The organism is Kitasatospora sp. NE20-6, assembly GCF_045862635.1.
This window is the reverse complement of sequence record NZ_BPRL01000034.1, coordinates 87,072-108,477: the sequence shown is the minus strand read 5'-3', so window position 1 is coordinate 108,477 and position 21,406 is coordinate 87,072. Positions and strand designations below refer to the sequence as shown.

Sequence of the window (21,406 nt, the reverse complement as noted above, 5' to 3'; positions counted from 1 at the left end):
GGGGCGGCCGGGCGCTCGCTGCCAGGTCCGTGCTCGCTGTGAAGGGTAGGCTTCCCTGGGTGAGCACCTGCACGACACTGTCGCGTGAACTGACCGAGCCGCTGGCGGCCACCGCGGCCACCGCGACGACCTGGCTCCTGGTCGAGCAGTCCGGCCCGTGGGGCGCGAAGGCCCTCACGGAGAGCCACCTGGACACGGAGGTCGGGCGGGCGCTGGACGCCGCCTCGGCCGGTACCGGTGTGCGGGTGGCGCTGATCCGGCGCCCGGGGCGGCACGCGGAGGCGGTGGGGGCCCGTCATGACGTGCTCGTCGCGCACACCGTGCCGGGCCGGTCCTGGGTGCGGCGGCTGACGGTCGGGTCACCGGCGGAACTGCTGGCTCTGGACTTCGCCGCACTGGGCGCGGGCGAGCACGGCGGGCTGGGCGCGGCGCACACGGGCGGGCCGGTGGCCCTGGTGTGCACCAACGGCCGCCGGGACCGCTGCTGCGCGCTGCTGGGACGCCCGCTGGCCCTGGAACTGGCCGCGTCCGGGCACAGCGAGGTCTGGGAGGTGACGCACCTGGGCGGCCACCGGTTCTCGCCGACGATGCTGGTGCTGCCGTACGGCTACGCGTACGGGCGGCTGTCGGGGGCGGGCGCCAAGGAGGTGCTGGCGTCGACGGCGTCGGGGCACACGGTGCCGGAGTTCTCCCGGGGCCGTTCGTGCTGGGGGCGGCCGGGGCAGGCCGCGGAGCACGCGGTGCGGCTGGCGTACGGGGAGACGGCCGCCGATGCGCTGACGGTCCGCCAGGAGCTCCGCGGGGCGGACGGCTGGACGGTGGAGGTCGGCCATGCGGACGGGCGCCGCTGGGAGGTGCCGGTCACGGAGGGGACGGCGTCGCCGCCCCGCCCGGAGAGCTGCGGCAAGGCGGCGGGTACGCCGTCCGTGATGATCGCGGGTGCGGTCCGCCCGCTCTGACGGCCCGGCGGCCGGCTGCTCGACGGCCCGCTGCTCGACGGCCCGGCGCCGCCCAGGAGCCGGTGGTCGTCGGGCCCCACAGCCATCGGGCCCCGCAGCCATCAGGCCCAGCGGCCATCGGACCCCGCAGCCATCAGGCCCGGCGGCCATCGGACCCCGCAGCCATCAGGCCCGGCGGCCATAGGGCCCGGCAGGCGCGGCGTCTCCCTCCGACGGCACGACCCACTCTGACGTTCGGTCGCCATGCGGATACACAGGGTGGCTTTTTTGTCGCGAGCATGACATAGTCGCACTCATCCGACCAAGGCTCTGATTCAAAGGAGAACAGCGCCATGATGTCCCGTATCGCAGGCTTGACTTCCATCACAGCAGCGATCCTCGCCATAGCGCCCGTGGGCGACGCCTCTGCCGCGTCGCCCGGAGCGGCCTGCCCGTCGCCGGCCGTCCGGCCGTGCGTCTGGCAGCAACCCAGCGGCACCGGCGTGGTGGGCGCCGCCCGGCTCGACGCGGGCGACCCCTCGCGGCCGGGCCTGCTGACGGTGGAGGTGAGGATCCAACGGGCCTGGGGCCGACCGTGGGAGACGGTCGCCGCCTCCTCGCTGATCGCCACCGGCCCGCTCGCCCTGACGACCCCGGCGGTCCGCACCGACTACCGCACCATGGTGTGCGCCACCGGCGGCCCGGTCGGCCGGCCCGAACTCCACACCACCAGCTGTACGTTCTGACGGCGCGACCACCGGGGCCGGGCCGGGCGGCTAGACGGCTCCGGCCCCGGTGAGCGAGCGGACCTCCATCTCGGCGTACCGGTCCGGGTCCGCCGGCTCCCGCGAGGTGACGGTGCCGATCCAGCCGGCCAGGAATCCCGCCGGCACCGAGACCAGGCCGGGGTTCTCCAGCGGGAACCAGTGGAAGTCGACCCCGGGCATCAGTGCGGTCGGCGAGCCGGACACCACCGGGGAGAAGACCACCAGCAGGAGGGCCGGCAGGAGCCCGCCGTAGACCGCCCAGACCGCCCCGCGGGTGGTGAACCGGCGCCAGAACAGGCTGTACAGCAGGGTCGGCAGGTTCGCCGAGGCCGCCACCGCGAACGCCAGACCGACCAGGAACGCCACGTTCAGCCGCTGCGCGAACAGGCTCAGGACGATCGCCAGCCCACCGATCACCACCGCGGAGACCCGGGCTGCCAGCACCTCCTGGCGCTCCGTCACCTCCGGCCGGCCCTCGCGCCGCCAGGCACGTGCGTACAGGTCGTGCGCGAAGGCGGCGGACGCGGCCAGGGTCAGCCCGGCGACCACGGCGAGGATGGTGGCGAAGGCGATCGCCGAGATCAGCGCGAACAGGAGCACCCCGCGGGTGGTGCCCGTGCCGCCGCCGAGCTCCGCGGCGAGCAGCGGGACGGCGGTGTTGCCCGCCGGGTTGGCACTCCGCACGGCGGACGAGCCGACGAGCGCCGCCGCCCCCAGCCCCAGCACGACCGCCATCAGGTAGAACCCGCCGACCAGGCCGATCGCCCAGATCGTGGAGCGGCGGGCCGCCCGGGCCGTGGGCACAGTGTAGAACCGGCAGACGATGTGCGGCAGACCGGCCGTGCCGAGCACGAGGGCCAGGCCGAGGCTCACGAAGTCCAGCCTGCTGGTCAGGCCCTCGCCGTACTTCAGCCCGGGCTCCAGGTAGGCGCGCCCCGCGCCGCTGCGGTCGGCGGCGGCCTGCATCAGCGCCCCGAGGTCGCCGTGGAAGCGGACCAGGACGAGCACCGTGAGCAGGACCGAACCAGCCACCAGCAGCACGGCCTTGACGATCTGGATCCAGGTGGTGGCGCGCATGCCGCCGACCGTCACGTAGACGATCATCAGGCCGCCGACCGCGACGATCGTCCAGGCCTTGGCCGGCCCGTCCCCCGTCCCGAGGAGCAGGGCGACGAGACTGCCCGCACCGACCATCTGCGCGATCAGGTAGAGCAGCGAGACCGCCACGCCCGCGGTCCCGGCCGCCGCCCGCACCGGGCGGGCGCGCATCCGCAGGGCCGGCACGTCGGCCAGGGTGTAGCGGCCGGCGTTGCGGACCAGCTCGGCCACCAGCATCAGCACGACCAGCCAGGCGACCAGGAAGCCGATGCTGTAGAGCACGCCGTCGTAGCCGTACAGGGCGATCAGGCCGGTCACGCCGAGGAACGACGCGGCCGAGAGGTAGTCGCCGGTGAGGGCGAGACCGTTCTGCAGCGGGCTGAAGTCGCGGCCGCCGGCGTAGAAGTCCTCGGCGGCGCGGCCGCGGCGGCCGGCCCAGAGCGTGATGCCGAGGGTGACGAGCACGATGACGGCGAAGAGCGTGACGGCCAGGCCGTGGTGGGCCTCCGGGGCGGCCCCGGCCGCGAGCACGGTGAGCCCCTTCACCGGAGCTGGTCCTGGGTGTCCCAGCGCAGCTCCAGGGCGGCGCGGTCGCGCCGGGTGCGCGCGTTGCGGGCGTAGAGCCAGGTCAGCAGGAACACCACGGCGAACTGCCCGAGGCCGAGCAGCCAGGCGATGTTCAGGGGCCCGGCCACCCGATGGCGCATCAGACCGGGTGCGGCGGCCAGCGCGAGGACGTACAGCAGGTACCAGCCGAGGAACGCGGCGGTGGCCGGAACCACGAACCCGCGGTAGCCGCGGCGGATCTCCGCGAAGGCCTCGCTCGCCTGCACCGCGCGGTACACCTCGGCCGCGTCCGCCGGGCTCCGCCCGACAACCGGGTCCGCGGACGACGCGGAGGCCCCGGCTGTCGCCGACGTCGGCTCCACCGTGGCAGCAGGGGCAGCAGGGGCGGGCTGCGCGGGTACCCTGGCCGCCCGCGCCGTGGAGCGGCCCGTCGACCGCCCGGCCCACCAGTCGAACCTCTCCTGCAGCACCACGGACACTCCTGGACGGGGACGTGCGCGGGTGCACGCCGACTCGACGGGCCGGAGTCGAGGATTCCGGTCGCGCTGACCCGTCCAGCATGGAACCCGGAACGGCCCGTCCGCCAATCAGCGCAGATACGTTCACTCGAACTGATGACGGAAGGAGCCGTTCGGGTGTCAGCGGATCCTGACCAGGCGTCAAAATCCTTCTCCCACCGGTCCGATCGACCTACCGGCGAGCCCCGGCACCCGTCGGCGGCCGGCCCCGCGACGCCGCCCCGGCACGTACCGACACCGCCTCGGCACGCACCGGCACGCACCGACACCGCCTCGGCACGCACCGGCACGCACCGGGGCCCTCCACCCGCAGGGTGGAGGGCCCCGGGACGGGCGACGCTCAGGCGTCGATGCGCGAACGGTCCAGCGTGGCGGCGGAGTCCACGATGAACTCCTTGCGGGGGGCGACGTCGTTGCCCATCAGCAGGTCGAACGTGCGCTCGGCGGCGTCCAGGTCACCGAGGTTGATCCGGCGCAGGATGCGGTGGCGCGGATCCATCGTGGTCTCGGCCAGCTGGTCGGCGTCCATCTCGCCGAGGCCCTTGTACCGCTGGATCGGCTCCTTCCAGCGCTGCCCCTTCGACTGGAACTCCAGCACCGTGCGGCGGAGCTCCCCGTCCGAGTAGGTGTAGTGGTACTTGTCCTGGCCGCGCTTGGGGTTGGTGAGTTCGAGGCGGTGCAGCGGGGGCACCGCGGCGAACACCCGTCCCTGCTCGACCATCGGACGCATGTAGCGCTGGAAGAGGGTCAGCAGCAGGCAGCGGATGTGCGACCCGTCGACGTCGGCGTCGGCCATGAAGATGACGCGGCCGTAGCGGGCCTGGTCGATGTCGAAGGTGCGTCCGGAGCCGGCTCCTATCACCTGGATGATCGAGGCGCACTCGGCGTTCTTGAGCATGTCGGCCACCGAGGCCTTCTGCACGTTGAGGATCTTGCCGCGGATCGGCAGCAGCGCCTGGAACTCCGAGTTGCGGGCGAGCTTGGCGGTGCCGAGCGCGGAGTCGCCCTCGACGATGAAGAGTTCGCTGCGCTCGACGTCGTCGCTGCGGCAGTCGGCGAGCTTCGCGGGCAGCGACGAGGTCTCCAGCGCCGTCTTCCGGCGCTGCGCCTCCTTGTGCTGGCGCGCGGCGACCCGGGTGCGGGCGGCCGCGACGACCTTCTCCAGGACGGACCTGGCCTGCACCTTCTCGTCCTTCTTCGCGGACGTGAGGAACGCCTTCAGCTCCTTGGCGACGACGCCGGCGACGATCCGGTTGGCCGCGGAGGTGCCGAGCACCTCCTTGGTCTGCCCTTCGAACTGCGGCTCGGCCAGGCGCACCGTGACGACCGCGGTGAGGCCCTCCAGGGCGTCGTCCTTGGTGATGTCGTCCTCGGCGACGCGCAGGAGCTTCGCGCTGCGCAGCACCTCGTTGACGGTCTTGGCGAGCGAGCGCTCGAAGCCCGAGACGTGGGTGCCGCCCTTGGGGGTGGCGATGATGTTGACGAAGGAGCGCAGCGTGGTGTCGTAGCCGGCGCCCCAGCGCAGGGCGATGTCCACGCCGAGGTCACGGGTGACCTCGGTCGGCGTCATGTGCCCGAGCTCGTCGAGGACGGGGACGGTCTCCTTGAAGGTGCCGTCGCCGTGCAGCCGGACGACGTCGCAGATCGGCTTGTCCGGGGCGAGGAAGTCGCAGAACTCGGCGATGCCCCCGTCGAAGCGGAAGGTCTTCTCGTCGACGCCCTCGCTCTCCGCCAGGCGCTCGTCACGGACGATGATGGTGAGGCCGGGCACGAGGAAGGCGGTCTGCCGGGCGCGGGCGTGCAGGCTCTCCAGCGAGAGCTTGGCGTCCTTGAGGAAGATCTGCCGGTCGGCCCAGTAGCGGATGCGGGTGCCGGTGCGGCCGCGCGGCGCCTTGCCCTTCCTGGTCATGCCGCTGCCCGCCTCGAACGGCGCGTCGGGGCTGAGCTCGGTGAAGATGCCGGGGGTGCCCCGGCGGAAGCTGATGGCGTGGGTGTGGCCGCTGCGGTCGACCTCGACGTCCAGGCGGGCGGAGAGCGCGTTGACGACGGAGGCGCCGACACCGTGCAGGCCGCCGGAGGCGGCGTAGGAACCTCCGCCGAACTTGCCGCCGGCGTGCAGCTTGGTCATGACGACCTCGACGCCCGACAGGCCCGTCTTGGGCTCCACGTCGACCGGGATGCCGCGGCCGTTGTCGCGGACCTCGACCGAGCCGTCCTCGCGGAGGAAGACCTCGATCCGGTCGCAGTAGTTGCCGAGGGCCTCGTCGACCGCGTTGTCGATGATCTCCCACAGGCAGTGCATCAGGCCGCGGCTGTCCGTCGACCCGATGTACATCCCGGGGCGCTTGCGGACGGCCTCCAGGCCCTCCAGGACGAGGAGGTGCCGAGCGGTGTAGTTGGAACCGTCGTCTTTCGCCAGCAGGGCGGACGGCACTGATTCGGCACTCATGCGGCGTTGCACTCCTCAATGAAGTTCTCTGACTCGTCTGCTCGGACCGTCCGTTGCCCCCGGCGTGCTCTCACTGGGCGAGACGCGGGGTCGTGACGGCCATCGCAGCCTGTACGCGCTGCGCGAACACGACCATGGCCTCGCCGCCGGACGCCGGGGCGCCATTTCCACCTGCCACCACGGCTCCTGGCGGACCGTGGCACCCGGCTCAGGCGGCGGAGCTGCTGCGATGCAGGCTACCGGTGCTCGGGACGGGGCTTATGCTCCAACCCAGCAGAGGATTATGCTACGCGGACCTCGGACATCGCTTCGATCGGGCGTTCGAGGGCTGTGATCCGTCGCGGGAATCGGTACGCATGAACCACCGGTCCCCGGGGCACCTCCTCATCAACACAGCAGAATCCTCAGAGAAGAAAAGCCACGAGCGGGAACGAAATCGTCCTGGTTGGATGTTGACCCTGGTACGACAGCTCGTCGAGCTAGAGAAGAGGCGACGTGACTACTGTTCTGACCCCTGCGAGCCCGCTCACCGCGGCTGACCGCTGCGACCGTTGCGGAGCCCAGGCCTACCTGCGCATCGTCCTCGCCAGCGGCGGTGAACTTCTGTTCTGCGCCCACCACGGGCGGAAGTTCGAGCCCGAGCTCAAGAAGATTGCCGTGGAGATACAGGACGAGACGGGTCGCCTGACCACGACGCCCGCCACGGCCGAACCCGACGAGCGCTGACCCAGGCCCTCGCCCGACGAGCCGTTCCGGCCCAGGCCGTGAGGCCGGGCAGCAGATCGACAGACCTGCTGTCCGGCCTCTGCCGTACCGGGACGCTCGCCATCCGTGAGGCTGCGGACACGTTCTGACACCACGTCGGACAGTGACCGTCAGAGCACGGAACGCACATCGTCGCTCACGGCGGCGATCCGCGTGTACACCCCGGGGTGGGCCGCCTCCGCGCAGCCCGTCCCCCAGGAGACCAGGCCGGCCAGGCGTCCGCCGACGACCAGCGGGCCGCCGCTGTCGCCCTGGCACGCGTCCCTGCCGCCGCTCTCGGCGCCGGCGCACACCATCACGCGGGCGTCGTACGGACTGTCGCCTCCCGCAGGGTAGGCGCGCGCGCACGCTTCGTCGGCGACGACCGGCACCTCCACCGAGCGCAGCGTCGGGGAGTAGCTCCCGTTGCCCCGGGTGTCGCCCCAGCCGTACACCAGCGCGCCCGTCCCCGCCGCGTAGGGCTCGGACTCGCCCTGGCCGACCAGCCCGATCACCGGGTGCTGCGTCTGCGGCTCCGCCAGTGTGAGCACCGCCACATCCCGCAGGTTGTGCGCGAAGTCGTACGCGGGGTGGATCCACACGGTGCGCACCGCCACCTCCCTGCCGTCACGCGTGCGCAGATCGTCACGGCCGACCACGGCCTGCAGCCCCGGGCGGTCCACCCGGCGGCCGGTGCGCTCGTCGTAGAAGCAGTGCGCGGCCGTGACCACCTTCGTCGGCGACACCAGCACCCCGCCGCAGAACTGCCCGGAGCGGGCACCCCCGAACTGCTGGCGGCTGGCGAGGGCGACCATCCATCCGTGGTCGGCGTCGGCGACCGCGGCGCCGCCGACGATCCGCCGCTGCGCCTGGGCGGGGCCGGCCGCACCGAGCGCCGCCGAGGCCGGCAGCACGGCGAGCAGGGCCAGGGTCACCGCCCGGCGGCCGCGGGGGCGGCCGGGACGACGCCCGGCCCCGGCTGCGGGCCGGGCGCGCGCACCGGGTTCGGGGGTGCGGAGCGGGAGGGCGGAGGCATCCAGGGAGAACACCGGGTCTCCAAGCGTGGCTCGACGACAGACAACCGCCACAGCGTAGTCAAGCCATCACTGCCGGTGTCCGCAACCCGGGCCGCGTCCACCCGTACGAGGGATGCGAGGCCCGCCCGCCGAATCGCCCTGCCGTCCCCCCGCAGGTGCGGGGGGACGACGCGAAAGGGCCCGGAGCGGGAAGCTCCGGGCCCTTTCGGCAGGCCGCCGGCACCGCCGGCGGCCTCGGGGATCAGTCCAGGTAGTCGCGCAGGACCTGCGAACGCGACGGGTGGCGCAGCTTGGACATCGTCTTCGACTCGATCTGGCGGATGCGCTCACGCGTGACGCCGTAGACCTTGCCGATCTCGTCGAGCGTCTTCGGCTGGCCGTCGGTGAGACCGAAGCGCATCGAGACGACGCCGGCCTCACGCTCGGACAGGGTGTCGAGCACCGAGTGCAGCTGTTCCTGCAGCAGGGTGAAGGAGACCGCGTCGGCCGGGACGACCGCCTCGGAGTCCTCGATCAGGTCACCGAACTCGCTGTCGCCGTCCTCGCCGAGCGGGGTGTGCAGCGAGATGGGCTCGCGGCCGTACTTCTGGACCTCGATGACCTTCTCGGGGGTCATGTCGAGTTCCTTGGCCAGCTCCTCCGGGGTGGGCTCGCGGCCCAGGTCCTGGAGCATCTGGCGCTGGACGCGGGCCAGCTTGTTGATGACCTCGACCATGTGCACCGGGATGCGGATGGTGCGCGCCTGGTCGGCCATCGCGCGGGTGATGGCCTGGCGGATCCACCACGTCGCGTAGGTCGAGAACTTGTAGCCCTTGGTGTAGTCGAACTTCTCGACCGCACGGATCAGACCGAGGTTGCCCTCCTGGATGAGGTCCAGGAAGAGCATGCCGCGGCCGGTGTAGCGCTTGGCCAGCGAGACCACCAGGCGGAGGTTGGCCTCCAGCAGGTGGTTCTTGGCACGGCGGCCGTCCTCGGCGATGATCTCCAGCTCGCGCTTGAGCTTGGGAGCGAGCTTGTCGGCGGCCGACAGCTTGTCCTCGGCGAACAGGCCGGCCTCGATGCGCTTGGCGAGCTCGACCTCCTGCTCGGCGTTGAGCAGCGGGACCTTGCCGATCTGCTTGAGGTAGTCCTTGACCGGGTCGGCGGTGGCACCGGCGACGGCGACCTGCTGGGCCGGCGCGTCGTCCTCGTCGTCGTCGGAGAGGACGAAGCCCTCCGACTCCTCCTCCGGGGCGTCGCCCTCGGCGGCGGGCTTGTCGCCGGGGAGCGCCACCTCCTCCAGCTCCTCGCCGAGGTCCTCCTTGCCGGACTTGCCGGCGGCGGTCTTCTTGGCGGCGGTCTTCTTGGCGGGCGCAGCCGCCTTCTTGGCCACGGCCTTCTTGGCGGGGGCGGCGGCCTTGCGGGCCACCGGCTTGCCTTCGACGGTCTCGATCGTGGCCGTCTCGACGACGGTGATCTCGGCGGAGACCGCCACGACAGCAGGAGTGGGAGCGGCAGCAGGGATCGCACCCGGGGCGATCCGCACCGGGGGCTTGGTCTGGGCGGCCGGGGTCCGAGTGGTGACCGTCTTGGTGGCAGTGCGCTTGGCAGTGCTCTTGGCGGCAACGCTCTTGCGCTTGGAGCCGGCCGGTTCGGCCGCGCTGACCATGAGGTCAACTCCTTCCTCAATCAGCACCTGGTTGAGGCTGCGCATGACGTTCTTCCACTTGGTGACCGGGATCTGGTCCGCCTCGAAGGCCTGACGCACGTCGTCACCGGCAATCTGCCCCTGGGCCTTGCCCCGCTCGATGAGCGCGAGCAGAGCTGCGGACTCGGCGATCTCGGGGGGGAGCGAACGGGATGTGCTGGCCGACACGAACAACCTCTCGGACGATGAGTGGACTCGAACCCTGACCCGACCACCCGAGCGGACGGGAGACGATCACGCACAGACACGTGCGAGGTCGGCTCCGAACGGCTCGGGTTCGAGGACGAGGACCGGGTTTGCGGGACGGCAGCAGCGCCGCAGACCAACACAGCATTCTGACATGGTGGTGGTATTCCGGAGCTGCTTCCGCTCCGTACACATCGCTGCCACCCCTCAAGTGTTACGCATGCCGTTCGTGGCGCCGGTCACACCGTCGTCCGTGCCGCCGCCCGATGCCTCCGCCGCCCGGTGCCGGCGCCCTCCTCCTGCCCGGCCTTCACGGCTCAAGTGCAGATGGGAGGGGGTGCAGCGGCACGATGCGGCGGCGGGGCGGGCGTGACGACGGTCTCAGTGAACCATCCCGGTGCGCGCGGACTCAGTGCTCGCGAGGGGCGGGCACGGAGGGCTCGACGTCGGGGTGCACGGTGAGCAGCGCGCGGACGGCGGCGTCGGCGGCCGTGCCGTCCCCGGTGCCGAGCGCGTCCACGAGGCGGACGTGCAGGCTGATCGCCGAGTCCGAGGGGCGCTCGCAGGTGGCGCCCGGTCCGCCCGACACCTGCAGGGCGCAGGAGACGATGCTGGAGAGGTGCTCCAGCATGCGGTTGCCGGCCATCTGCAGGACGAGGCCGTGCAGCTCGGCGTCGGCGCGGCCGTAGCCGAGCATGTCGCCCTGGGCGGAGGCGTGGCCCATGATCCCGGTCAGCTCGACGAGCCGGTGCTGGACGTCCTCGCGGCCGTGGCCGGCGGCGAGCCGCGCGGCGAGCGGTTCGATCGCCCAGCGCAGCTCGAAGAGCTCGCGGCGCTGCTCGTCGCGCTGCGGGCCGAAGGCGCGCCACTCGATGATGTCGGGGTCGAGGAGGTTCCAGTCGGCGACCGGGCGGACCCGGGTGCCGACGTTCGGCCGGGCGCTGACCAGGCCCTTCGCCTCCAGCACGCGCAGCGACTCGCGGACGACCGTGCGCGAGACCTCGAAGCGCTGGCCGATCTCCTCCGGCACGAGCGGGCGGTCGGCGCCGAGGTCGCCGGAGACGATCATCTGGCCGAGCTGCTGCACGAGCTGCCCGTGCAGGCCGCGGCCGCGGCTGCTGGTGGTCTTGCGGCCGGGTCGGCCGAGGTCCGACTCGGAACCCTCCCATCGGGGGGCAGGGGGGGTGGGCCGTTCGGCGTAGGGAAATCGGTCGAGATCGCCGGAGGCGATCGGGTCGGCCGAGCGGGCGGTGGTCATGGCGGGGTGCGCAAGGGTACTCACACGTCCTTTGTCGGCGATCCGCGGACCCGGCTTGAGGATTCTCCTGAAAAGCACACGAAAGGGTGATCGTCCGTGGCTGGATCATTGACTTCTTATCAGGCATAACGTCCCATTTCGATCGGCAGTCCTCACCGATCGCCACGCATGGTCGACGCTACGTCATCACGGGTGCGGCGCGGGCGACTTGCGCGCACCGTCCCGGTGCTCCCGGCACCCGCCCCCGGGCGGCGCGGAGGCCGCGGGAGCGCCGGTGGGCGGGGCCCGCACCCCGGGACGGATCGCACCGCGGGGGCTCACCCCGTCGGCGGGCGCCCGAACGGGCGACCGTCCGCCCGGTCCGCGCGCACGGCGCGGGCAGCACCGCCGCGCGCGTCCGTGGATCGCGCGCTCCTCCGGCCCGCCGCGCACGTCCCGGCCCGGAGCCCGACGCCCCGGGCGCCGCAGGTGTCAGGCCCGTCCCGGCGCGTCGGGCTCCGGGCGGAGCATCGGAGGGTTCAGCACCGTCGCGCCGCCGGCCGTGAAGAGCTGCGCGGGGCGACCGCCCTGGCGCGTGGTGGTGCCGCCGGACGGCAGGAGGAACCCAGGGGTGCCGGTGACCTTCCGGTGGAAGTTGCGCGGGTCCAGGACGACGCCCCACACCGCCTCGTACACCCGACGGAGCTCGCCGACCGTGAACTCGGGCGGACAGAAGGCCGTGGCCAGCGAGGAGTACTCGATCTTGGAACGGGCCCGCTCCACGCCGTCCCCGAGGATCCGGCCGTGGTCGAACGCCAGCGGAACGCCGTCCGCGGGACCGTCCTCGATCAGCTCCCGGACGGGGGCCCACCGCGCGCTGCTCGCGTCACCGCCGGGACGGGGTGTCGGCAGGTCCGGGGCGAGCACGAGATGGGCGACGCTGACCACGCGCATCCGCGGGTCGCGCTGCGGATGCCCGTACGTGGCGAGCTGCTCCAGGTGCACACCGGCGGCCGACTGACCGGTGGAGTGCGCGCGCAGCCCGGTCTCCTCCGCCAGTTCGCGGGACGCCGCCTCGGCGAGCCCCTCGTCGGGGCGGACGAAACCGCCCGGGAGCGCCCAGTAGCCCTGGAACGGCGGCTCACCCCGACGGACGAGGAGTGCGCACAGCTCGTGCTCCCGCACCGTCAGCACCACCAGGTCGACGGTGACGGCGAACGGGGGAAAGGCCGACGGGTCATAGCGCGACATGGCGACGATCATAGTCGTCTCTCTGACGATAATCACAGACTCCGGCAAGCCGCCCGCGCCCGGGCCGCCCGCCGGTCAGCCACCACGGGCGGACCTGCGGCTCGCACGCGGAACCCGGCAGCCACCGGTCCGCAGCAGGGCAGCCGCAGCCGGGACGCGCGGGTGGCGGCACGGCGGGACGCGCCCCGAACCGTGCCGTCCCCTGCCGGGCCAGCAGCCGGGGCAGGGGCGGGCACCTCGGCGGGACGCCTCAGCCCGCACCGAGCTGCAGTTGCGGAGGCGCCTCCTCCACCACGGCCACACCGATCCGGCTGACCCGGACGGAGAACGGCTCGCCCGCCACCCGGAGGCCCGTCAGTTCCAGCTCGCCCAGCGGGGTCGTGCTGGCCGGCCGGACCACCACCCTGCCGCCGGGGACGTCGGGCCGTATCCCGGCCAGTGCCAGCACCGCGTGCACCCCGGCGGCCGCGGAGAGCGCCGCCGGACGGCAGGCCGCGGGGTGCGGCACCGGCGGGCAGCCCGCCACCCGCTGCTCCCCGGCGTACATCTCGGGCAGCCGCCCGTCGAAGTGTTCGGCGGCGCCGAGGAGTCCTTCCAGGAGCACGCCCGCCTCCCGCTCGAAGCCGGCGTCGGCGAGACCGGCGACCGCGAGGGCCGTCTCGTGCACCCGGACCGCTCCGCTGCGGTGCCCGAGCGGGTTGAACCTCGGAGACTTCGCGCTCAGGGTCCGGAGGCCCCAGCCGCAGTCCAGCTCGGGGGCGACCAGACGCTGCGCGAGGATCCGGGTCTGCTCGCGGTCGAGCAGACCCTCCAGGAGCTGGCCTTCCCTGGACAGCCCGACGTCGAGCAGGTGGACGAAGGACGAGGCCACCGCCGGCACCGACCGCCCGCCGGTGAGCAGCGCTGCGGCGGGACGGCCTCCCGACAGGTCGTCGATCCAGAACTGCTCCCTGAACCGCTCGCGCAGCGCAGCGGCCCAGCTGCGCCACTCCGCGGCCCCCGGCCTGGCGAAGGCCGCGAGCAGCTCGGCCCCGTGCATCGCCGCCCGGTACGCCTGGGCCTGGACCTCGCAGCGGGCGGCCGCGGGACGGCTCGCCCGCTCCTCCGGTGACCGGCCGAGGTCGAGGACGAAGCCGTCCGGGCTGTCCGACCCGTCGCCGACCGCGGCACGCATCGCCGCCAGGGCCCGTTCGACCGCCGGAAGGAGCTCTATCACCTCGGGACGGCCCAGGCCCCAGCGCCACGCCTCGGCCAGCACCGTGACGAAGAGCAGGGTGGCCTCGGTGGCCGTGCACGTCGGAGGCAGTTCGGGACCGCCGTGCCGCATCGGACCGGGGATCACCCCCTCCTGGCGCGGGGCCGTGCCGGCTGCACCTGGCGCGGCGGCGGACTGCTGACGGCGTGCCATGGCCCGGAGGGTGCCGGCTGCCATCCGGGTGCCGAACGGCAGCGTCCAGCGCGCCGCCCACAGGGCGTCGGCCGCGGTCAGGCCGAACCGCCAGGGGGCGCCGGACGCCGCGTAGAGGTCGGTCGGGCGGTCCGCGTCGGCGAGCAGCAGGGCGGCGAGGGCGTCGAGGGAGCGCGGGACGAGGCGTTCGGCCCGGGAGTCGTCGCACCTGACCTCGGGCTCGGTCCAGGGCAGGGGGACTCCCTGGCCGCGGCCGGTGGGCGGCCGGGTGCCGGCCGGGGCGCTCTCCAGCGCCGTGTGCAGTTCGACCGCCCAGCGGGCCCCGGGCTGCAGTTCGAGGTCCCAGCGCAGCACACCCGCCCCGGCCAGGACGGCGTGCGGCGTGGGGCGGGCGGAGACGGTGGCACTGCGCCCGCCGCCCGCCCAGCGCAGGCCGGCCGACTGGACCTGGCTCGGCAGGTCGGCGGCGCGCTGTCCGGCGGCGATGTCGGCGAGCAGCCCGAGGTCGGTGCCGAAGGTGATCTCCAGCGGGAGCCTGGCCGGGCGGCCTCCGGCGTTGCGGACGGTGACCGTCTCCGAGCCGTCGGCGTGGCGGAGGCGCTCCACCGTGAGTGCGGGATCGGGGTCGGGATCGCCGGGAACCCGGATGCTGCCCACGAACCGCGCCTCGGCGGCGGAGGTGAGCGCACCCTGCAGCGGCATCGGCTCGATGCCGCCGAGGCGGACCTCCATGCGCGCCAGGGTGCGGATGCCGGCCCGGTAGAAGCCCTGCAGCCCCTGGCCGCGCAACTGGCCGTCCACGCCGGACGCCGCCATCGCCGGCGCGTCGACGCAGAGCAGCGCGTCGTGGGCGCTGACGGCCTGCGGGCGCGGTGCGGCGGGCGGGCGGGGCTGCCCCCCGGCGGGAGCCGGGTACCCCGGAGCTGCTGTCGGCGGGGGATACGCCGGCGGGGGTGTCGGGGAGTGCGGCGCCGGGGCCGGGGAGACCGGGAACTGCGCCGGACGGGAGGTCGGACCCGGCCCGCGACCCGGCGGGGGCGAGGCCGGCTGGGGCGGGGCGGGCGGTCTCGCCGGGGCGGTCGGCGGCGGGCCGGCGGGCCCGCCTGCGGGCGGCGCCGGCGGCCGCTGGGGCTGCGGTGGCATCGCGGGGGCCGGAGCCGTGGCCGGTGGAAGGGGTGGCGTCTCCGGATACACCCCCGGCGCCGACGTCGGTGTGGTCGCCGACGACGCCGGTGTGCCCGGCTGTGGTGGCCTGGTGACGGTCACCGGACTCTCCTCCCTTCGGTCGGCCGGCTGCTGCGGGGCCGGTCGACCGCGAGCGTGCTCGTTCGCGGTCTGTACTGCGCTGCCGTGGGCAGGGTCGATCGGGTGGGAGCAGGACCGGGCGGCCCCGGCGGCGTACCGGCCTCGGCCGTCCGGGCGTCGCGCCGGTCGGGCGGAGCCGTACGACATCGGGCGCTGTGCGCGTCGGCGCCGTGTTCGGTCGGCCGTGCAGGGCTGCCGGGCGGATGCTGCCACCCGCGCCCCGTTGGGTGAACGTCCTGCACGTCTCACAGGTCACGCCGACACGCGCGGCGGCGATGGCGCGCCGTGTCGTCGTGACTGTCCGGCCGGTCCGCCGCCGCCCCCACCGACGCTGCCCGGCCCGCGGGCCGGCTGCGGGACCGCCACCTCCGTGGCGTCCTCGACCGGCTCCTGTCCGCGGCCAGGATACGGTGCGGGAGCGGCGGCACACGCACCGGGAACCACAGCCTGCCGACCGCCGCATCTCGCTTGTGACCAGTACGCACCAAGGAGTTGCATGTCCACCGCCAGCCGGCTGCCGGGGATTGTCACCACCGACCACGTCTTCCGGGTGCCGCTCGACCATCGGCGTCCCGAGGGTGAGCGGATCGAGGTCTACGCCCGTGAGGTCGTGGCTCCCGGCCGGGAGCACGAGAACCTGCCCTGGATGCTCTTTCTGCAGGGTGGGCCGGGAGGGAAGGCCGGACGGCCCCTGGGCCGGGACAACTGGCTCTCCCGCGCACTCGACGACTACCGGGTCCTGCTGCTCGACCAGCGCGGGACCGGGCGGTCCACCCCGGCGAACCGGCAGACGCTCGCACGGCGCGGAGGCGCCGCCGAACAGGCCGACTACCTCGCCCACTTCCGGGCCGACTCGATCGTGCGGGACGCCGAACTCGTCCGCCGCCTCCTCCTCGGCGAGGACGGGCAGTGGAGCCTCCTCGGCCAGAGCTTCGGGGGCTTCTGCACACTGACGTACCTCTCGCTGGCGCCGGAGGGCGTCCGCGAGGCGTTCGTCACCGGCGGGCTCGCAGGGCTGCGGGTGTCGGCGGACGACGTCTACCGCGCCGCGTACCCGCGGGTGGCCCGGAAGAACGCGGCGCACTACGCCCGCCATCCGCAGGACGTCGCGACGGTCCGGGGTATCGCGGCGCACCTGGCGGGGCGCCCGGCCGAGCTGCCGGACGGCGGCCGGCTGACGGTCGAGGCCTTCCAGGCGATCGGACTGCTGCTCGGCGGCGGGTCCGGCTCGGACACCCTGCACTACCTCCTGGAGGAGGCCTGGGTCGAAGGAACGGACGGCGCCGAACTGTCCGACACCTTCCTCGGCGGGGTGCAGGCACAGCTGTCCTTCGCCGGGAACCCGCTCTACGCCGTCCTGCACGAGTCGATCTACGGGCAGCTCTCCGTGGACCGCGCGGGCACCGAGTGGGCCGCCGAGCGGGTGCGGAAGGAGTTCCCCGCGTTCGACGCCGAGCAGGCGCTCCGCTCGGGGGCCCCGGTGCTGTTCACGGGAGAGATGATCTACCCGTGGATGTTCGAGGCCGATCCGGCCCTCGTGCCGCTGCGCGAAACGGCGCAGCTCCTCGCCCAGCGGCGTGACTGGCCCGACCTCTACTCCCCCGAGCGCCTGGCGGCGAACGAGGTCCCCGTGTTCGCCGCCGTCTACCACGACGACATGTACGTGGACACCGACCACTCGCTGGAGACCGCACGGGCGGTCGGCAACCTGCGGTACTGGATCACCAACGAGTGGGAGCACGACGGCCTGCGGGTGAGCGGGCGGGCGGTGCTCGACCGGCTGATCCGCATGGCGCACGGCGAGGTCTAGGCGGGCAGCGGCCCGGCCGTGCCCTGCGGACGGGCCGCAGGGCACGGAGCCCTCAGACCGTGCCGGTGCGATCGGCGCCGAACCGCCCGGGCCGCATCGACGGCGTCCGGTCGCGGGACGACCGGGAGCGGGATCGCAGGCGCAGCCGTCCGAGGCCGGGCCTCCCGGCCCGGCCTGGCGGTCGGCGGCGGCCCGCCCCTCCGGGCAGACCCGGGGTTCCCGGTTCACCCTGCTCCCCCGGTCCCCCGTACTCCGGGGACGCCGGGGACACCGGGGACGCCCCCGGAGCCTCCGGACACGGGGTCGGCTCCGGCCCTGCGGTCACGCCCGGTTCGACCGCTCGCGCCGCGACACGGGCCGTCCGCATCGGGCCGTCCACGTCCGGCTCCGGGTCCGAGTCCGACTCCTCGGCGGCACCGGCATTGATGCTGGTGCCGGGTCGCCCGGTCGCCGAGCCGTGGGCCGACGGCGCAGGGGCCGACGGCGAGGGGGCGGGGGCGGGGCCGTCGTCAGGGTCGTCGTCGGGGCCACCGGCCTCGCCACCGTCCGGCGGGCCCTCGCGCCCGCGGTCGGCCCGCTGCTCCCGGATGTTGTCCCGCAGCCGTTCCGGGTCGAGCCCGGCGTTGATCGATTCGTAGAGCAGCTGGGCCAGCGTGTAGTCGGCGTCCACTTCGAGCGCCTGGGACAGCATGATCCGCGCGGTGGCGGTGTCGCCGGCCAGCCAGGCCGTCCAGGCGAGCAGGGTGAGCGGCGGCGCGGCCAGGTGCTCGAACGGGTCGACGCATCGCCGGACGAGGTGGCGCCACAGCCGCTGGGCGGTGGCGAGCTCGTGCGGTTCCGCATACTCGGCTCCGCGGTCGCGGCCGAGCTTGTCCTGGAGTCCGAGCAGGAGCCTGGCGCTGCGCTCGGCGTCGACCTCGCGTGCGCCGGCCCGGAACTCGGCCATGGCCTCGGCGAGCAACAGGCCCGTCCGGTGGACCGCGTCGAGCCGCCCGGCCGCGAGCTCCCGGATGAAGCCCGGGCCGGCGCGCTCGATCTCCTGCCGCTGGAGGTCCGCCGTCGGCGGACCGACCGGGGCGAGCCCCGCGACGATGGCCCGGCGACTGCCCCGCGGGGCGAGCCCGGCGAAGGTCGCCGCGGCCGCGATGGCACTCGGCAGGTGGGCGGGCCGGATCGGGGTGCCACCGGGGTCGCAGCAGCCCGGCTGCGTGCAGAGGAAGGACCACCAGCGGCCGCCGGAGACGCAGAGCGACTCCTTGACCAGCACGCCGGCCTCGCGGAAGGCCGTGGCGAGGTGGTCGGCGAGCGGACGGACGGTCTCGGGTCCGTCGTCGGGCGGCGTCGCGCCGGCGGCCGCGTCCACGGGATCCCGGACGAGGTACAGCAGGACCTGCTCGGGGCGGCGGTCCCGTTTCTCGGAGAGTTCGAGGAGGAGCGCGGCCGTCTCCCGGGCGACCCGCTGCCACCGGCCGGGGTCCTCGGGGATGTCCAGGCGGATCACGCCGCCCTGCTGGAGCGCCGGGCCCTGGAGCCCGACGGCGACGATGCTGTCGTCGGGGAAGAACCCGAGCAGGTAGGGCAGCATCTCGGCCATGTCGGCCGGGCCCCGCATCTGCATCGGGAGGACGCCGGCCGTGGTGGCGGAGACGCCGCCGGAAGGGGTGCGGTGTTCGTCGTTGGTCATGCCGTGAAGCGTGCCGCGCATCCCGGGGGCCGGGATGCACCCTGTGGATAACCCCGGGGGGTCAGCATGCGGTCCCTCGTCCGGGGGACAAGGGGTTTGCCCGGACGCTCTTCTGACGACCGCTCGGCCACCGTGCACGCGGCGGGCCGTCCGCGCCGCGCCGCCGCATTCGCCCCCTGTCGGTGCCGCGCGGTATGCATGGGGCATGGACGAGCGCACCCCCCGCCCCGACCCTTCGCACCACGACACGGCCGGCCACGACACGGCGGCCGCCGCCCCGGACGCCCCGGACGGGGACCGTGCCGCGCCCGGCGACCGTGCCGCCGTGCGGGAACGGGCGGAGGCGGTGCTGCGCGAGCTGGCCGGCCCGGCCGCCGTGCTGCGCGAGGACCAGTGGCGTGCGATCGAAGCTCTGGTCGTCGACCACCGCAGGGCCCTGGTGGTGCAGCGCACGGGCTGGGGCAAGTCGGCCGTCTACTTCATCGCCACGGCGCTGCTGCGCTCCTCGGGCGCCGGCCCCACGGTGATCGTCTCGCCGCTGCTCGCGCTCATGCGCAACCAGGTCGACTCCGCCGCCCGGGCCGGCATCCACGCGCGGACGATCAACTCCGCCAACCCGCAGGAGTGGGACGAGATCCAGGCGGAGGTGGCGGCAGGGGCGGTCGACATCCTGCTGGTCAGCCCGGAACGGCTGAACAACCCGGACTTCCGCGACCAGGTCCTGCCGAAACTGGCCGCCTCGACCGGCCTGCTGGTGGTCGACGAGGCGCACTGCATCTCCGACTGGGGCCACGACTTCCGGCCCGACTACCGGCGGCTGCGCACCATGCTCGCCGACCTCTCCCCCGGCGTGCCGGTGCTCGCCACCACCGCCACGGCCAACGCCCGGGTCACCGCCGACGTCGCCGAGCAGCTCGGCACCGGCGGCGCACCGGCGCCCGGCGGGCAGGAGGACGTGGCGCACGCCGACACCGGCACCGACCGGCAGGCCCTCGTCCTGCGCGGGCCGCTGGAGCGCGAGAGCCTCAGCCTCGCGGTGCTGGACCTCCCGGACCCCGCCCACCGGCTGGCCTGGCTGGCCGACCACCTCGCGGAACTGCCGGGCTCGGGCATCGTCTACACGCTGACCGTCGCCGCCGCCGACGAGGTGACGGCCTTCCTCCGCTCGCGGGGCTACCCGGTGGCCTCGTACTCCGGCCGGACGGAGGACGCCGAGCGGCGCAGCGCGGAGGCCGACCTCCTGGCGAACCGGGTGAAGGCACTGGTGGCGACCTCAGCCCTGGGCATGGGGTTCGACAAGCCCGACCTCGGTTTCGTCGTGCACCTCGGGTCGCCGGGCTCGCCGATCGCCTACTACCAGCAGGTCGGCCGGGCCGGCCGCGGTGTCGACCGCGCGGAGGTGCTGCTGCTGCCGGGCCGGGAGGACGAGGCGATCTGGCGGTACTTCGCGTCGCTGGGTTTCCCCGCGGAGGAGCAGGTGCGCCGCACGATCGACGCGCTCGCCGAGGCGGGCAGGCCGCTGTCGACCGCCGCGCTGGAGACCCGGGTGGACCTGCGCCGGGCCCGGCTGGAGACGATGCTCAAGGTGCTGGACGTGGACGGCGCGGTGCGCCGGGTGCGGGGCGGCTGGGAGGCGACGGGCCGGCCGTGGGCGTACGACGGGCCGCGGTACGCCAAGGTCGCCGAGTCGCGCGAGGCCGAGCAGCAGGCCATGCGGGCGTACGCGGCCTCGGACGGTTGCCGGATGGAGTTCCTGCGCCGCCAGCTGGACGATCCCGAGGCGGTGCCCTGCGGGCGCTGCGACAACTGTGCCGGGGCCCGGCACGGCACCGAGGTATCGCCGGACGCGCTGGCCGCGGCCCGCGCCGCACTCGGCCGGCCGGGTGTGACGTTCGAGCCGCGGCGGCTGTGGCCGACCGGCATGGAGGCGCTCGGCGTGCCGCTCAAGGGCCGGATCCCGGCCGGGGAGCAGGCCGAGACCGGGCGGGCCCTCGGCCGGCTGTCCGACATCGGCTGGGGCACCCGGCTGCGGGCCCTGCTCGCCGACGCGGCGCCGGACGGCCCGGTGCCGCCCGAGGTGGTGGACGCGCTGGTGAGCGTGGTGGCCGACTGGGCGCGCGGCCCGGGCGGCTGGGCCGGACCTCCGGACTCCGCCGGTGCGCAGACGGCCCGGCCGGTCGGGGTGGTCGCCATGACCTCCTCGACCCGGCCCGCGCTGGTGGAGAGCCTGGCCGCGCGGATCGCCGCGATCGGCAGGCTGCCGCTGCTGGGGCAGGTCGGGTACGCGACGGGCCGGCCGCCGCACGGGCCGCGCAGCAACAGCGCTCAGCGGCTGCACTCGCTCTCGGGCACGCTCGCCGTGCCGGATCCGCTGCGGGAGGCTCTGGCCGCGTCGCCGGGCCCGGTGCTGCTGGTCGACGACCTGGTCGACTCCGGGTGGACGGTCACGGTCGCGGCTCGCCTGCTGCGGAAGGCCGGCGCGACGGCGGTGCTCCCGCTGGTCCTGGCGGTCCAGGCCTGAGCCGTCCGGGCCGGACCCGTCCAGGTCCGGGCCGTCCGAGCCCGAGCTGTCCAGGTCCGGGCCGTCCGGGGCCCGCCACCGATTCCGGGGCGCCCCGCTCCGGCGTGCACGGAGGCAGTCGCGGGCACGGGGCAGCGGCAGGCCTGAGGGCGGCAGCCACGGGGCCCCGCGGGCGCACGGGCGGTTCACCGGGCGGCCA

The 21,406-nt window shown here is 74.3% G+C and carries 14 protein-coding genes; 5 read left to right on the top strand and 9 right to left on the bottom strand.

Features of this window, described 5'->3' with window-relative positions:
* The first annotated feature begins 59 nt into the window (after positions 1–59).
* A complete protein-coding gene (locus tag SNE206_RS22930) occupies positions 60–959 on the top strand; it encodes a sucrase ferredoxin (protein ID WP_407915357.1) in 900 nt (299 codons plus the stop codon).
* Positions 960–1,291: 332 nt separating this feature from the next.
* Positions 1,292–1,684 carry a hypothetical protein gene (locus SNE206_RS22925; protein WP_407915356.1) on the top strand — a complete coding sequence of 131 codons (393 nt, stop codon included), beginning with the start codon at positions 1,292–1,294 and terminating at the stop codon, positions 1,682–1,684.
* Positions 1,685–1,714: 30 nt separating this feature from the next.
* On the opposite strand, the gene SNE206_RS22920 is transcribed toward SNE206_RS22925, so the two are convergent.
* The 3 genes from SNE206_RS22920 to SNE206_RS22910 form a co-directional block, all read right to left on the bottom strand.
* On the bottom strand, positions 1,715–3,349 hold the full coding sequence (locus SNE206_RS22920; protein WP_407915355.1) for a cation acetate symporter: 1,635 nt from the start codon (positions 3,347–3,349) through the stop codon (positions 1,715–1,717).
* Entirely contained in the window at positions 3,346–3,843 is a 498-nt protein-coding gene (locus tag SNE206_RS22915) for a DUF485 domain-containing protein (RefSeq protein ID WP_407915354.1), read from the bottom strand. The genes SNE206_RS22920 and SNE206_RS22915 overlap by 4 nt, the downstream gene beginning before the upstream one ends.
* 385 nt (positions 3,844–4,228) lie before the next feature.
* On the bottom strand, positions 4,229–6,337 hold the full coding sequence (locus SNE206_RS22910; protein WP_407915353.1) for a type IIA DNA topoisomerase subunit B: 2,109 nt from the start codon (positions 6,335–6,337) through the stop codon (positions 4,229–4,231).
* A gap of 495 nt (positions 6,338–6,832) precedes the next feature.
* On the opposite strand from SNE206_RS22910, the gene SNE206_RS22905 reads away from it, so the two are divergent.
* Positions 6,833–7,063 (top strand): hypothetical protein, encoded by a 231-nt coding sequence (locus tag SNE206_RS22905; protein WP_407915352.1) that lies wholly within the window; start codon positions 6,833–6,835, stop codon positions 7,061–7,063.
* 149 nt (positions 7,064–7,212) lie between these two features.
* Here SNE206_RS22905 and SNE206_RS22900 read toward each other — a convergent pair whose 3' ends face one another.
* From SNE206_RS22900 to SNE206_RS22880, 5 genes are all read right to left on the bottom strand, one after another.
* Positions 7,213–8,130 (bottom strand): S1 family peptidase, encoded by a 918-nt coding sequence (locus tag SNE206_RS22900; RefSeq protein ID WP_407915351.1) that lies wholly within the window; start codon positions 8,128–8,130, stop codon positions 7,213–7,215.
* Between the two features lie 229 nt (positions 8,131–8,359).
* Positions 8,360–9,979 (bottom strand): RNA polymerase sigma factor, encoded by a 1,620-nt coding sequence (locus SNE206_RS22895; RefSeq protein ID WP_407915350.1) that lies wholly within the window; start codon positions 9,977–9,979, stop codon positions 8,360–8,362.
* 421 nt (positions 9,980–10,400) lie between these two features.
* Positions 10,401–11,273, bottom strand: coding sequence for a FadR/GntR family transcriptional regulator (locus SNE206_RS22890; protein ID WP_407915349.1), 873 nt, complete (start codon positions 11,271–11,273; stop codon positions 10,401–10,403).
* Between the two features lie 447 nt (positions 11,274–11,720).
* Positions 11,721–12,479, bottom strand: a complete 759-nt coding sequence (locus SNE206_RS22885) for an NUDIX hydrolase (RefSeq protein WP_407915348.1) — start codon at positions 12,477–12,479, stop codon at positions 11,721–11,723.
* 250 nt (positions 12,480–12,729) lie between these two features.
* The gene (locus SNE206_RS22880; RefSeq protein WP_407915347.1) at positions 12,730–14,703 is read right to left on the bottom strand and encodes a glycogen debranching N-terminal domain-containing protein; all 1,974 of its coding nucleotides are present in this window, start codon (positions 14,701–14,703) and stop codon (positions 12,730–12,732) included.
* Between the two features lie 985 nt (positions 14,704–15,688).
* Between SNE206_RS22880 and SNE206_RS22875 the strand changes: the two genes are divergently transcribed.
* Entirely contained in the window at positions 15,689–17,002 is a 1,314-nt protein-coding gene (locus tag SNE206_RS22875; RefSeq protein ID WP_407915346.1) for an alpha/beta fold hydrolase, read from the top strand.
* A gap of 52 nt (positions 17,003–17,054) precedes the next feature.
* Here the strand turns inward: SNE206_RS22875 and SNE206_RS22870 are convergent, their stop codons facing one another.
* Complete coding sequence (locus SNE206_RS22870) at positions 17,055–18,686, bottom strand: DUF4192 domain-containing protein (protein WP_407915345.1); 1,632 nt, start codon at positions 18,684–18,686, stop codon at positions 17,055–17,057.
* Between the two features lie 205 nt (positions 18,687–18,891).
* Between SNE206_RS22870 and SNE206_RS22865 the strand changes: the two genes are divergently transcribed.
* Entirely contained in the window at positions 18,892–21,207 is a 2,316-nt protein-coding gene (locus tag SNE206_RS22865) for a DEAD/DEAH box helicase (protein ID WP_407915344.1), read from the top strand.
* Positions 21,208–21,406: the final 199 nt, after the last annotated feature.

Bases quoted from the DNA above. Each gene is read 5' to 3' on its own strand.
- SNE206_RS22910 (WP_407915353.1), bottom strand. From the start codon at position 6,337: ATGAGTGCCGAATCAGTGCCGTCCGCCCTGCTGGCGAAAGACGACGGT.
- SNE206_RS22885 (WP_407915348.1), bottom strand. From the start codon at position 12,479: ATGTCGCGCTATGACCCGTCGGCCTTTCCCCCGTTCGCCGTCACCGTC.
- SNE206_RS22870 (WP_407915345.1), bottom strand. From the start codon at position 18,686: ATGACCAACGACGAACACCGCACCCCTTCCGGCGGCGTCTCCGCCACC.
- SNE206_RS22865 (WP_407915344.1), top strand. From the start codon at position 18,892: ATGGACGAGCGCACCCCCCGCCCCGACCCTTCGCACCACGACACGGCC.
- SNE206_RS22880 (WP_407915347.1), bottom strand. From the start codon at position 14,703: ATGGCGGCGTCCGGCGTGGACGGCCAGTTGCGCGGCCAGGGGCTGCAG.
- SNE206_RS22875 (WP_407915346.1), top strand. From the start codon at position 15,689: ATGTCCACCGCCAGCCGGCTGCCGGGGATTGTCACCACCGACCACGTC.
- SNE206_RS22925 (WP_407915356.1), top strand. From the start codon at position 1,292: ATGATGTCCCGTATCGCAGGCTTGACTTCCATCACAGCAGCGATCCTC.